Below are 12237 nucleotides of genomic sequence, written 5' to 3' on the forward strand. Positions count from 1 at the left end.
TATCTCCATATCTTACGACATGGCTTGATTCTCTCGAAAGTGTTTTGATTTGTCTCACGTTATGGGGTCAGTCCCTAATCGCCGCGTGGAGCTTTTTTGTGTGCGTTATTCATCAGGCTTGCTGCTTTTGGAAGAAGGGCTGTTATTGACGTTTAAATCTTGGATGACCTGAATCAGCTCATGAAGTGAGAGATCCAGCTTATCCAACTTTTCTTCCATCGTGTGCAGGATGTGCCGCAATAAAATAAAACAAAGCCCAGCCGGAAAGCCTACGTTGGTAACCAGAGAAAGAGCATCATCCATCTGCAATGTATTTCCCTCCTTTTTAGCCATATATAAAGGAAGGTAAATTAAAAGAACCATATACAACTGATTGTAAAAATAGTATAATAAATAAGAACAAATGTTCTGTTTTGGTTGTAAAACAGGATTGCAAATTACCCTATAATATGAGGATTTAGAAAAAGTCAAATCCAAAGAGAAAGGGTGATTTATATTGGATAAATCTCAGCTAACATTGGTCGAACAATACCGTAAGAAGTTGTACCGCATTGCTTGGAGAATCCAGTATCGTGCTCGGGTACAAACCAATCATGAATTTGTAATGGAAAAGAACGAAACTATCAGCGCCCCATCTTTTGCAGAATCTGTAAACTCTAATATGTACACACTACAGCTTATCAACTCTCTATCTTCTGAGATCGGAAAAATGATCATCTTTGACCTTTACATACTAGATAAAACCGAAGCACAGATTTCAAAAGAGTTAAAGCTATCCCAACAGGCGGTGAATAAATGGAAAAAGAAAATGCTCAAAGAGTTATTTCGGATGCTGAGTTCGTCCAATGGCTCAAATTAGCACAACGTGGGGATCAGGAGGCCATGAGCAGGATACTTTATTTGTTCGAGGAAGACATTCAGAGGACGAGTCGGTATATACGTATGTCCCGTGAAGATGCTGTTCAAAGTATCATGGTTGATTTTATTGAAGAATTGCGGCAAGAGCTGAAGACAGAGATCTAGAAAAGTGGACATTGGATATAGTCTTGTCTATCCTTATCGGTAGGTTTAACTTATGTGACGGAGGGCTTGTATGTTTATGAGTGATCGCAGGGCTTTATTTGAAAAAAATATGAAGTTGTATCCAGTTAACCGTATTCGTTCCAATGTTATCATTCTTGTTTTATTGCTGTTAGATCTGTTTTTAACTATTCCCTTAATGGGAAACCCCTACATTGCAGTCTATGTTTATGTGCTGATGCCACCGATTGTTGTGATTAATATTTGGGCTCTTGTACTGGTCATAATGCCAAGCAAATTGCAATTGAATTATGTTTTATTCCGTGGTGTATTTGGTTTGGTATGCTCTATTGGCTTCATGATCATGACACAAAAGTTTGCTTATGGTATGTTGGGTCTGGATACCCCATGGTATTTTATAAGTTCTTTTGCCGCTTATGGAATCGCTTTATACTGCTATATCAAATATCATCTGACGAAATTCAAAGATCCTTCAACTTATAAGAAAGAACCAAAAGTGAAGAAAAAACACAAGCGAGAAGCTGTAGTAACAATGATCACATTTACCGGGGCTGGTTATTTGATAGCCAATCTTTCCCTTGGTTTTGCTACACAACAATTCGTTGCTACAGTATTGATGTGTGTTTATTCCATGCTTGCATTTGTTCTTTTTCATTTTATTATGGAGCTACATCGCTACTATTGGCTGAATAAACTGAAGAATCAGACAACGGATTGAACAGAACACAATGCATAGATTACATCGTATTATCTCTATTAAAGATGTTTGGAATGATAAATAAGCCTGCGAACGCCCATACTATAATAGGTGTTTGCAGGCTTATTAAATTGTAGTTTTATTTAGTCAACATACTTGTTACCGTCAGCATCAATATAGATGGATTGAACTGCTGTGCGGCGGTAAGGATATCCTGCTGCTGTGGTACCGTTAATTTCATACGTTACGGAATAGATGCCCGGCTTGTCCGCTTTAGAAAGCTCAATTTGCCCAGTAGGGTTAACGGTTTTTTGCTGCAACGTCAGACCTTTGGACGCTGTAGTGATTCCTTGTTGCGGATCACCATAGTATTGAACTTGGTAAGTGACTTGTGTGACGCTGGCCGGGGAATCCTGGGACTTCAGGTTTAGCCTTGGACCCACTGCATTTAGATTGTATTTAAGCTCAGGGACTTGAACGGCATGATAGCGTGCAATCAGGAGATACGCACCATGATCAGGAATATTGGCGTTCAACTTATAGATGCCTGGTTGGGGATTGGTAACTACTGCACTATGATGCCAGGCACCAGCAAAGATTTCTTCATCACGACCTGCTTTCACTTGAAGCAATTCGCTAGTACCGTCAGGTTTGGTCAGCTCAAGCTGACTTACACGTTTATCACTGATCCAGTCCAGATCAATGGATTGGACACCATTTTCAACCGTAAGGGTTTCGGAGGCTTTTCCATTATAATCGCCGCCTCGAATAAAATATGAATTATCGATCTCGTTATAGGTGGATTGTACAGCAGAAGCAGTCAGGGAAGATGCTGCTGAAAATGCCTCAGTTTCCTGATTCAATGCTGGAGTGTTCGCTTGGAGGTAAGGTAGGATCAGGGAGAAGACGTAAGAACCGGTACGAACCTTGGCGTGATCCCAGGAACCGACTTTAACTACACGTCCGCCGGGAAGTTTAGCATTGTCGACTGTGACCACTCCATCATTTTTGCCGAAGGATGAGAGATAAAGTCCACCCAGTATGTAGGAAGCAGTGCCACCAGACCAGTTATCACCAGCAAACGTGAAGAACGGAATTGTAGTCGCGTTGCTGAGTGCATCGGTTTTAGTTCGGAAATACTTCATATAAGATGTTTGTAGAGTAGAGGTGCCGGGATTTTGTGAGCCGACGATATCTGCCAGCCATCCGGCCCAGCTGCTGTAGGCGAGATCTGCAAGTTGTGAGCCATGATGGGGACTGCTGAGGGTGATGACACGTTGTACATAAGGAGCTGCTCCGTTATACACGAGAGCGGTTTGAGTATCCACTCCACCTTTGCTGTGGGCGATGATGATGAGTTTTTTTCCAAAATGATTACTAATGACTTTGATTTTGTCGGCTAGAAGCTTGCCATTGTCCCACATATCCTGGGATGTGCCATTCGCATCGTACAGATTAATGCTGGCCGTCTGGTATCCAGCGTCACGGGCTTTCTGAAGCATATCGTTATTATTCTTGGTCCACACTTCGGCGCTACTGTTCAAACCATGTACAAACAATAATGCAGGCTTGGCAGGATCAACGCGATTAGGTGCTGGGCCTTCTGTCCAGCTTCCGGCGGGAGCTTTCGGTGCTTCAGGTGTAGTGGAGCCTGCAAAAGCACCGGCGGGGATAAGAGTGACGGATAACAAAAAAATGAGCATCAAAACGGTGAGCTTCTTCAAACTGTAAATCCTCCTTTTTGTAAAATTAAGTATTTCAAACTTATTATACATGCCATCTTGTGGTAAATCATCAATTGTATTTCATATTTACATTAAAATTTTATTTTTTTAGTCATTTTTTAGTCAGGATATCCCTAAGATTGATGGCGCATGCTAATCTCGTCACACATTTTATATGTATGGAGGATGAGTTCATGCCAGGAACTAAGAAGGTCATCAGTTTGACGATTTCTGCTGCTTTACTTGCCAGCATGGCTGCTTTGACAGGATGTGGGACTGCAAATCATAACGTCCGTACGAACGCTACCCGCTATAATGCGCAAAGCACGCCTAATATGGATGGTGTGAATCGTTATGGTTTAGATGGTGTAAACCGTATGGACGGTGTAAATCGTTATGGGGTAAAATCCAATGGTATGGACGGAATGTCACTGAATGAAAATGGCAACAGAACCGGACACCCAATCCGTAATCTGCAAGTCGATCGCAATTTGTCCAAACGTATATCCGAGATGCCGGATGTAAAGTCTGCGACAGTGCTGGTCGGTGAACGACATGCCTATGTAGCCGTTTCCTTGAAAGACCAAGCCAACGGAACGGGTGTCAATGCTCCAAGCATTGACGGTACTCCAAGTGCTAATAGTATTGGGGGTAACGGAAATGTACCGAGTGTGAATGGTGTGAATGGCACTAGAGGGAACCGTACTACAGGTACTACAACGCCTGGAATGACTGATAATGGAGTTACCGGGATTGGAACACCTGCACGTCGTGACGACGGTTTGTACGGAACAATGGGTACAGGCTCGTATGGTATGTTGCGTGGCTTGACGAACAACAACAATCGCACAGATAACGGCAACAACACCATCGAGGGAGCAAGAACTGCATATGAACCAAGTGATGCAGTCAAGAGTCGTATTGCTAACAAGATTAAGCAATTTGCTCCTTCCATTGAACAGGTGCATGTATCGGCTAACCCGGACTTTGTTAAACAAACCTCTGACTTTACACGCAGTGTACAAAATGGTCATCCGATCAGAGGCTTGAGCAATGAAATGGTGGATGTGATTGAACGTGTATTCCCGACTTCGGCGGCAGATACAAACCGTCCAATGCAGAATACACCAACACGTCCACAAAATAATACGCCCGCACCAATGAATCATCGCTAATTCAAACCCTTAAATGTGAATATCCAAAAAAGAGCTATCCCATCTCGGCAATTACGCTGATGGAATAGCTCTTTCTTTTGCGGGGATTATATAACTATAACGATTTGCGAACTCCTTTAATCCATATCCCTTGCAAATTTAAGTCAGCATCCAGCAACAAGATGTCTGCTTGTTTACCTGCTTCAAGTGAACCTGTTCGATCAGCTATGTTCAGGGATCGAGCCGGATTCAGGCTGGCCACTTGTGATGCCTCGGGAATACTCAAGCCTACCTGTTGAACCAGATAGCGGAAGCCTTCAATCATCGTTAGTGTGCTTCCTGCCAAAGTGACGCCATCCTCCAATCGTGCGACACCGTCCTGTACAATCACTGGCAAATCGCCGAGTGTATAATGACCGTCTTCTAGTCCAGTAGCAGACATGGCATCGGTGATGAGGATGAGATTATGGTCCTGCTTTAATTTGGCAAGCAGGGAAATGGCGGCAGGATGCACATGAATTCCATCTGCGATGATCTCTGCTTCAATGCGCGGATCAGCGAGTACAGCTCCCGCAGCTCCCGGCTTGCGGTGATGCAGCGGAGTCATGGCATTAAAGGTGTGGACTGCATGGTTCAGGCCCGCCGATGCTGCCTGTTCAACCTCTTCATACGTAGCATCCGTATGACCGAGAGCAGCGGTAATGCCGTGACTACGCAGCCATGCGATGAGTTCAAGGGCACCTTTTTGTTCAGGCGCAAGTGTGACCTGGCGAACAAGGCCCGGATAGCGCTGCTCCCATTCTGCTACCCAAGCGAGGCTTGGAGGCACGATATGTTCCGGGTTTTGTGCTCCTGCCCAGTTCGGGCTGATGAATGGCCCTTCCAGATGCACACCCTCCAACTGAGCATGGGGCATGGGAAGTGCCATATAGGCGTGAACTTCTCTTAATACCTGTTCAATTTGTTCCTTGGGCGCGGTCATCGTGGTAGCCAGCATAGCCGTCGTTCCTTGCGAACTGTGAAAGGAGGTGATGGTATCCAGCACCCTCGAATCAGAGTCCATAAAGTCCTCGCCGTTACCGCCGTGAACATGAATATCGATAAAGCCTGGTAGCAGGTAACCCCCTTCCAGACGAACAATATTCGCCGCTTGTGTGGCACCTTCTTCCGGATTGCCCAAGACCACTGAGGTCCAATCCACGGGCAAATCCTCCTCAGAACCAACGTATACAATGGATTGCCCCTCAATGATGACAACTCCGTTGTCGATGATGTCATTCCCAACGACGACTTGACCATACAATAGCTGCGGTATGTTACCGTTCAGTTCATCTGACTTCATTTGAACCATCCTCCTGCTTCCTGATCCAATAAAATAAGCACATCGGGGTGACATTGCAGCAGGGAAGCCGGACACTCCGTTGTGACGGGGCCAGTTAAAGCCTGCCTTATAATGTCGGCCTTCTCTGCGCCAAAGGCCACCAGTATAATTTGCTTCGCCTTCAGAATGGTGCCAACTCCCATCGTCACTGCTTGTCTGGGGACTGCATCTATATCACCAAAAAATCGGGCGTTCGCTGAGCGCGTTCTTTCTTTCAAATCTACAACATGGGTGGCTCCGGTCAAGCTGTGACCGGGTTCGTTAAAGCCGATATGACCGTTATGACCAATGCCAAGCAATTGGAGATCCACAGGTCCATGATCCAAAATGGCCTGCTCGTGTGCTGCACATTCTGCTGTGAGATCTAGTGCATCCCCGTTAGGGACGCGTGTATGAGATATGGGAATGTCGATATGCTGAAACAAGTGCTCATTCATAAAGCTGCGATAGCTCTGCGGATGTTCTGGGGCAAGGCCAACGTATTCATCAAGATTGACGGAATAGGCGTGTGCAAAGCTCACCTGTCCCTTGCGGTACATATCTGCAAGATGTCGGTAAATGCCTATCGGCGTACTACCGGTGGCCAAGCCCAGCATAGCTTGTGGTTTGGACAGCAGCAAGCTGGCGATCACAGTGGCAGCAGTAGCGTTCAGGTCTTCACGGCTGTTCAAAATGCGAATGTTCATCTTTAGTGACCCCCTGGTTGTTTTTTGAGCTTACTCACTTGTTGATATGAACCTTCCAATCTCGGAATATATTTGTCAAAATTAGCGCTCACCATACCTGTAAACAGGATATCTATAATATGAAGCTGGGCGATGCGGGAGGCCATGTCTCCACGTCGCATTCCTTCCTCCAACGAAGAGGAAAATAGCGCAATATCCGCAAGGCTTGCCAGCGTATTGTTTCCGAAGGAGGTCAGGGATAATGTTTTGGCACCCTGTTCCTTTGCACAGCGGAGAGCCGCAATCGTCTCCTGGGTTTCTCCTGAATAAGAGACGGCAAAGGCTACATCTTCCGCTCCGAGCGAGGAGGCAGAGGTGATCTGCATGTGAGAATCCGCGAAGGCAGTGCTATTCTTGCCAATACGGATCAGCTTCTGGTAAAAATCCTGCGCCACAATCGAGGATGTCGCCATCCCATAGAGATCAATACGGCTTGTGGCTGACAGCCATGCAATGGCCTGCTCCAGCTTGTCGAAATCCAGCAGCCGGGTCGTGTCCGCGATGGAGGCCGTATGGTTTGCCTGAATAGCTTGCACGATGCGGGAAAGTGAATTTCCAGCCACAATGTCCTGATAGGATTCTTCACCTGTAAGGTTGGAATGGGACAACTCGGCGGCCAGCTTCATTTTGAAATCGGGATACCCTTTAAAATGGAGTGATTTACAAAACCGTGTAACGGTTGCGGCACTCACACCACAACGCTCTGACAGTTCCCGAATACCCAGGTGCAGCACATTCTCCGGGGCTTGCAGGATAGATTCCGCCAGCTTACGCTCTTGTACGGGCAACTGATCCAGTCGATGGGATAATGTATGAAGAATGGGGGACATGGGCTGTGCTCCTTTAGCTATATAATGCTTTTGTGAAAAAAAGTATCGTTTAATTCGATAAAATAAAGAAAAATATTTTCGTGTATATTGTAAAATAATTACGCTCTTCATACAAGAGGAGAGAGGCTGATCGCTTTCAAGTGTAGCTTCTATAAAATGAATAATGAATGCAGAAAAATTTGTAGAAGTAATCATACATTAATTTACATCTTGCGACTTTTACTTACAAAACAACCTATTGACTTGTCTCTTCAATGGAGGAGTATAATTGAATATAGTTCCAAGCAAGGAAATTTTCTAGGAGCTTTTTAGACGGCATCGTTGGACGGTAGAGTAGTATCTCATTCACAAGGAGGAGTTTGCTATGCAAAGCCAAGTGATTGAAATGATCAGCGCGGTCAAGGAAGATCCTGAATTGGTCGCTAAGCTGGATGGACATTCGGACATTATTCATGATGCAGGACTGGATTCGTTGCAGTTGGTTCATTTCATGCTGCAAGTGGAGGATGCATTTGATGTGGAGATTGATTTTGATTCCTTTGAGCTGGAACATCTCCGTTCAGTAGATGCGTTTTGCAGTTACATTCAAGAAATGAGCGATGCGGAGCAAGTGCCGCACCCGGAAGGTATGGAGACAGTCTGAACGTAGGGTAGACTTTGCCTGAAAATCCATTAAACGAGGTGTTAGCATGCAGCCCAAAAGCAATGTGCTGATTGATGAGAAGGCTTTCAAGCTCATCAAGCGTAACCTGAAAAACGCTTCCGTGTCTTATCGTAACGCAACACAGGACCCTGCTTTCAAAACGGACATGCCCCAGACGATCGGTATTAAGCTGACCAACCGTTGCAACTTAAGATGCACGCACTGCTTTGAATGGAACGAGGAAGGCTATCATCACCAGATGGATAAAGAAGAACAGAATATGGATCTTGCCCCGGACATGCTCCGGCAGATTTTGAGCGAAACGAAGGAAGTTAAGTCCCGACTGTACATGTGGGGTGGTGAACCGATGTTTCACCGGCGCTTTGATGAAATTTTGGACGTGCTGGCGGAAGATCGGCGTGAAATGACCTTTTGTACAAATGGACTACTCATTGATAAATATTTGGACCGGATTTTGGACTTGTCTGAAAATCTGGAATTGTTAATAGCGATTGAAGGTTTTGAAAGAGAACACGATTTAATACGCGGTAAAGGCACCTTTCAAAAAACAATGCGGCAGATGGATAAGCTGATTGAACTTCGCGATCAGGGATTGTACAAGGGACGGGTAACTGTCCATGCGGTCATTAACGATAACATGATCGGACGGATGTACGAATTTCTGCAAATGTTGGAGGACAAGAGGCTGGATCTGGTGCTGCTGACGTTCCCCTGGTACATTTCCAAAGAAACCTCCTTTAAAATGGATGAATATTTTACACGTAATTTCTCCTGGCTCCGACAACTTGAAGAAAAAAATATTAGTAGCTGGCATGCTTTCAAATATAAAATCAACCCGGCTAACATTGACCCTCTGATGCAGGAATTACAGCGGATCAATGAGCGGGTATGGAACATTCGCGTGCGCTATCAGCCCGGCTTGGATTATGAGGAAATTGATAAATTTATACATGGCGAGGAAATGGTCAGCCGTTGTTCCAATCATTGCTTGGCGCTCACCTCCAGAACAGATATTTTACCAGACGGAAAGGTTATGCCTTGCAAATTTTTCAGTGAGTTCACAATTGGAAGTTTGCGTGAGCACAGTCTGAAGGAAATATGGAATTCGGATGCGTATGAAAAAACCCGTCAAAAGATTAACCATGAAGGATTAACGCCGGTGTGCTCCAAATGCAGTGTACTGTATCTGCACGGGGCAGGCTCTCTGAAATACATTTAGTTTCCTATGGATCTCCTATGGATATTGTTTGCTACTAGATGGAAGAGAGAGGGATGATGACAAGACGTGACGACTAAAACGATTAACCTTGTGGAAGCACTTGCTCATGAACGGGATCATGGGGTCCTGATTTGGCTGTTTAATATCGGCGCAGAGCAAGTGTGGCATCCATCCCCCCGGAAGGGGGGCATGGTAGACCGGGATGAACAGCAGGTTGTAAACCGGATGGAGGAAATGAATCTCCTGCTATGTCGAAGTCAGGATGTCATCGTACTCCGTGAACAGCCGGATGAGGCATTTTTGGACATGCTTCAGCGGTTAGGCTTCAGCCTGCCGCGTATTGAGGTGCCAGAGCCTTCTGATCCGCTAACGCCGATTTCAGAGCTGGTGCTGGCGGATGACGCGCTTTTGGCACGACTGCGCGCAGTTGCTGATGCAGGCCATAGCAGCGGTGGTACCAAAGCATGGCTCGTACCCTATGCGGTTACACCGCAGGAGGAAGCGATTGCGGAGCGTTGTGGGCTGGAGCTAATCGGCGCTCCATCTGCGGTCTGCGCCCAGGTGAATGATAAAATATTTAGCCGTCTGACAGCACAAAAGCTTGGTTTTGCTGTCAGTGAAGGCGCTGTGTGTGCAGATGAAGCGGCAATTCGCAGAGAATGTGAGAGATTGGCTGGCTTATCGGACGAGCCCGTGAAGCTGATTATTAAGCAGCCGCACGGTGCCTCGGGACAAGGCATGTATATGCTGGACGAGCTGTCCAAGCTGGATACACTGCTGAGTGTGATGAGACGCTTCGGCGGCTCGTCATCGTCTTCTGGCGGCTGGCTGGTGGAGCGCTGGCACAATAAGCAAATGGATCTGAACTACCAGCTCTGCATTGACGAGGGCGGTGGGGTGACGATGTTTTCACTAAAAAGGCAAAACGTAGACGGCACAGTCTATATCGGGTCCCAGGTTCCCGCTGATATTGGCGAAACGCTGGAGGAAGAAGTGAGACGATGCGCCTATCAGTTGGGAACGTATCTCTATTCCATCGGGTATACGGGAATGGCTTCCATTGACGGTTTTGTTGACGAAGATGGTTTGCTGGTTCCAGTGATCGAGATTAACGGCAGATTTACCCTGTCTACTTACATCTCGTTCCTGTCCTCTGTCTTGGGAGAACAGCATAAGACCTTGTCCCGTTATTATCGCAACGTGACCACTACACCTCTCACCTACAGCCGTTTGTGCGGGTTGCTGGCGGAGGAAGGCCTGCTATATACACCCGAGCGACCTGAAGGGGTGTTTGTTTATACGGCGGGCACTTTGTCTGGTATTCCTGTGAAGCGGGGCTATGTGAACCGGATTTTCACACTTATTTTGGCAGACAGTTGGCAGGAAGCTGATGCTTATGCGCACAAATTGGAAGGTATCATTGCTGGATTAGGATGCTCATAAATTAGGAGGGAATCGAGAATGAAAACAGACGTATACCATGTAGTACCATTACTGGAAAAGGTTTTGAAGCTGGCTCCCGGCGAGCTGGAACAGCTCACTCCGGATCAGGACCTGCGAACCTTGGGGCTGAATTCCTTATCTGCTGTTGAATTAATTGTTGAATTAGAAAATGAGCTTGATATTACGATGGAGGACGACGATTTGGTGCTGGAGCATTTATCTACACTGCAAGGCATTGAGCGTCTGCTGGGCAAATATGCATAAGGGCGCTGAACAGACAAGACCTAGGCCGCAATCCGATATGGGGACTCATCATGATTCCATAGTTGACCATAGTGCAGAAGAAATCGCAAACGCTCTCCCAGGGAAACATTGCGTATATTCTTCCCTGCGTACTTCATTGCGGAGGTATGGGATGAACATGGCGGAAGCTGAGCTGTTCATGCTGTGTGGGAGTATGTGCGCAGAGTATGGTGGAGATTTGAAGCGCTTCGGGCCGGAGAAATATCCGGAGCAGCTTCAAGAAATGGCCGCCAGTGGCGGACCGGTTATTCGGGTAGAACCGTGGATCGAAGGAGTCAGCAATGAAACCGACCTGTTGCAGGTGCTCACATCCGGCTATGGTACGATGCTGCATACGTCCAGCACCGCTTTAACCTATCACGACGTATATGTGAAAAATTATCCAAGGGGCCATGTGATTGAATTGTGCGGATTGGACTTGCAAGAACGGACGGCACAGGTGAATGATAGCTTCCTGCTCGATTCCTCGGGACATGCGATGACTTATGTGGGCTCAGCCCGGCTCGACGACCTCATGCAGGGCATTATTGAGTATGCATGGCTAGTGGAGCAGCCTGTCCCGCTTTCGCCAAGGGAGCTGCATGCTGCGTGTGCTTACCATATTCGTCAGTATGTGACGGGTGAGAAAGTTGCAACAGACCAGCTGGTCAAGCGGGGAGATGCAGGTTACCGGGCATTTGTCGATGACTTCCATCTGTTAGAAGACATGGAGGATCAGGAGTTTCGGACGTACTGTCATGAAATCTATTACAATCTGCGATTAGGCAGCGCTCTTCATTTGACAGATTATACAGCTGATTATTGCCGGCTGCATCAAGATACGCTTGGGCCGCAAACCCAGCATGTCATTGAATTGGCACAGGCACTTCACAGGGATTGGCACAAGCTTAATCTGCATATTTACAAAACAGGACTCCAACTGCGCAAGCATCGGATGCCTGAGATTACAGAGCGGGCTCTGCATTTGATTGAAAGACAGCGCCATATGCTGGAGGAATTGATGATTTTAGCTGAGCAAGCAGCCGAGTAGTCTAAGCATTCGGCTATATCAGGCAT

The 12237-nt window shown here is 46.4% G+C and carries 13 protein-coding genes; 8 read left to right on the forward strand and 5 right to left on the reverse strand.

Translation table 11 applies throughout. The features are described 5' to 3' along the window. Nucleotides 1–105 precede the first annotated feature (105 nt). On the reverse strand, nucleotides 106–309 hold the full coding sequence (locus G9G57_RS23520) for a hypothetical protein (RefSeq protein WP_016818486.1): 204 nt from the start codon (nucleotides 307–309) through the stop codon (nucleotides 106–108). Between the two features lie 486 nt (nucleotides 310–795). Between G9G57_RS23520 and G9G57_RS23530 the strand changes: the two genes are divergently transcribed. After that, nucleotides 796–1023 (forward strand): helix-turn-helix domain-containing protein, encoded by a 228-nt coding sequence (locus G9G57_RS23530; protein ID WP_080561191.1) that lies wholly within the window; start codon nucleotides 796–798, stop codon nucleotides 1021–1023. A 70-nt stretch (nucleotides 1024–1093) separates the two neighbouring features. Further along, the gene (locus G9G57_RS23535) at nucleotides 1094–1759 is read left to right on the forward strand and encodes a hypothetical protein (protein WP_164965626.1); all 666 of its coding nucleotides are present in this window, start codon (nucleotides 1094–1096) and stop codon (nucleotides 1757–1759) included. Between the two features lie 122 nt (nucleotides 1760–1881). On the opposite strand, the gene G9G57_RS23540 is transcribed toward G9G57_RS23535, so the two are convergent. Next, nucleotides 1882–3462, reverse strand: a complete 1581-nt coding sequence (locus G9G57_RS23540; RefSeq protein WP_164965627.1) for an esterase/lipase family protein — start codon at nucleotides 3460–3462, stop codon at nucleotides 1882–1884. A 194-nt stretch (nucleotides 3463–3656) separates the two neighbouring features. Between G9G57_RS23540 and G9G57_RS23545 the strand changes: the two genes are divergently transcribed. Continuing rightward, the gene (locus G9G57_RS23545; RefSeq protein ID WP_017427348.1) at nucleotides 3657–4637 is read left to right on the forward strand and encodes a YhcN/YlaJ family sporulation lipoprotein; all 981 of its coding nucleotides are present in this window, start codon (nucleotides 3657–3659) and stop codon (nucleotides 4635–4637) included. Nucleotides 4638–4731: 94 nt separating this feature from the next. Here the strand turns inward: G9G57_RS23545 and nagA are convergent, their stop codons facing one another. Genes nagA through G9G57_RS23560 form a run of 3 tightly spaced genes read right to left on the reverse strand, consistent with a single transcriptional unit; the run spans nucleotide 4732 to nucleotide 7552 of the window. Then, the gene (nagA, locus tag G9G57_RS23550) at nucleotides 4732–5958 is read right to left on the reverse strand and encodes an N-acetylglucosamine-6-phosphate deacetylase (protein WP_164965628.1); all 1227 of its coding nucleotides are present in this window, start codon (nucleotides 5956–5958) and stop codon (nucleotides 4732–4734) included. After that, the gene (nagB, locus tag G9G57_RS23555) at nucleotides 5955–6683 is read right to left on the reverse strand and encodes a glucosamine-6-phosphate deaminase (protein WP_164965629.1); all 729 of its coding nucleotides are present in this window, start codon (nucleotides 6681–6683) and stop codon (nucleotides 5955–5957) included. Before nagB ends, nagA begins: the two co-directional genes overlap by 4 nt. Nucleotides 6684–6685: 2 nt before the next feature. After that, nucleotides 6686–7552, reverse strand: coding sequence for a MurR/RpiR family transcriptional regulator (locus tag G9G57_RS23560; RefSeq protein ID WP_025365707.1), 867 nt, complete (start codon nucleotides 7550–7552; stop codon nucleotides 6686–6688). Between the two features lie 364 nt (nucleotides 7553–7916). Between G9G57_RS23560 and G9G57_RS23565 the strand changes: the two genes are divergently transcribed. From G9G57_RS23565 to G9G57_RS23585, 5 genes are all read left to right on the forward strand, one after another. After that, complete coding sequence (locus G9G57_RS23565; RefSeq protein ID WP_016818495.1) at nucleotides 7917–8195, forward strand: acyl carrier protein; 279 nt, start codon at nucleotides 7917–7919, stop codon at nucleotides 8193–8195. Nucleotides 8196–8241: 46 nt separating this feature from the next. Then, nucleotides 8242–9435, forward strand: a complete 1194-nt coding sequence (locus G9G57_RS23570; RefSeq protein WP_016818496.1) for a radical SAM/SPASM domain-containing protein — start codon at nucleotides 8242–8244, stop codon at nucleotides 9433–9435. A 66-nt stretch (nucleotides 9436–9501) separates the two neighbouring features. Next, complete coding sequence (locus G9G57_RS23575) at nucleotides 9502–10878, forward strand: preATP grasp domain-containing protein (RefSeq protein WP_016818497.1); 1377 nt, start codon at nucleotides 9502–9504, stop codon at nucleotides 10876–10878. An 18-nt stretch (nucleotides 10879–10896) separates the two neighbouring features. Further along, nucleotides 10897–11142 carry an acyl carrier protein gene (locus G9G57_RS23580; RefSeq protein ID WP_016818498.1) on the forward strand — a complete coding sequence of 82 codons (246 nt, stop codon included), beginning with the start codon at nucleotides 10897–10899 and terminating at the stop codon, nucleotides 11140–11142. Continuing rightward, nucleotides 11135–12211 (forward strand): hypothetical protein, encoded by a 1077-nt coding sequence (locus G9G57_RS23585; RefSeq protein ID WP_181969099.1) that lies wholly within the window; start codon nucleotides 11135–11137, stop codon nucleotides 12209–12211. The genes G9G57_RS23580 and G9G57_RS23585 overlap by 8 nt, the downstream gene beginning before the upstream one ends. The last annotated feature ends 26 nt before the right edge of the window (nucleotides 12212–12237 follow it).

Source organism: Paenibacillus sp. EKM211P, assembly GCF_011066175.1.
Classification (GTDB): domain Bacteria; phylum Bacillota; class Bacilli; order Paenibacillales; family Paenibacillaceae; genus Paenibacillus; species Paenibacillus polymyxa.

What these genes read in the sequence shown, in the direction of transcription:
- G9G57_RS23530 (WP_080561191.1), top strand. Translation starts at nt 796, where the DNA reads ATGGAAAAAGAAAATGCTCAAAGAGTTATTTCGGATGCTGAGTTCGTC.
- G9G57_RS23535 (WP_164965626.1), top strand. Translation starts at nt 1,094, where the DNA reads ATGTTTATGAGTGATCGCAGGGCTTTATTTGAAAAAAATATGAAGTTG.
- G9G57_RS23545 (WP_017427348.1), top strand. Translation starts at nt 3,657, where the DNA reads ATGCCAGGAACTAAGAAGGTCATCAGTTTGACGATTTCTGCTGCTTTA.
- nagA (WP_164965628.1), bottom strand. Translation starts at nt 5,958, where the DNA reads ATGAAGTCAGATGAACTGAACGGTAACATACCGCAGCTATTGTATGGT.
- nagB (WP_164965629.1), bottom strand. Translation starts at nt 6,683, where the DNA reads ATGAACATTCGCATTTTGAACAGCCGTGAAGACCTGAACGCTACTGCT.
- G9G57_RS23560 (WP_025365707.1), bottom strand. Translation starts at nt 7,552, where the DNA reads ATGTCCCCCATTCTTCATACATTATCCCATCGACTGGATCAGTTGCCC.
- G9G57_RS23565 (WP_016818495.1), top strand. Translation starts at nt 7,917, where the DNA reads ATGCAAAGCCAAGTGATTGAAATGATCAGCGCGGTCAAGGAAGATCCT.
- G9G57_RS23570 (WP_016818496.1), top strand. Translation starts at nt 8,242, where the DNA reads ATGCAGCCCAAAAGCAATGTGCTGATTGATGAGAAGGCTTTCAAGCTC.
- G9G57_RS23580 (WP_016818498.1), top strand. Translation starts at nt 10,897, where the DNA reads ATGAAAACAGACGTATACCATGTAGTACCATTACTGGAAAAGGTTTTG.
- G9G57_RS23585 (WP_181969099.1), top strand. Translation starts at nt 11,135, where the DNA reads ATGCATAAGGGCGCTGAACAGACAAGACCTAGGCCGCAATCCGATATG.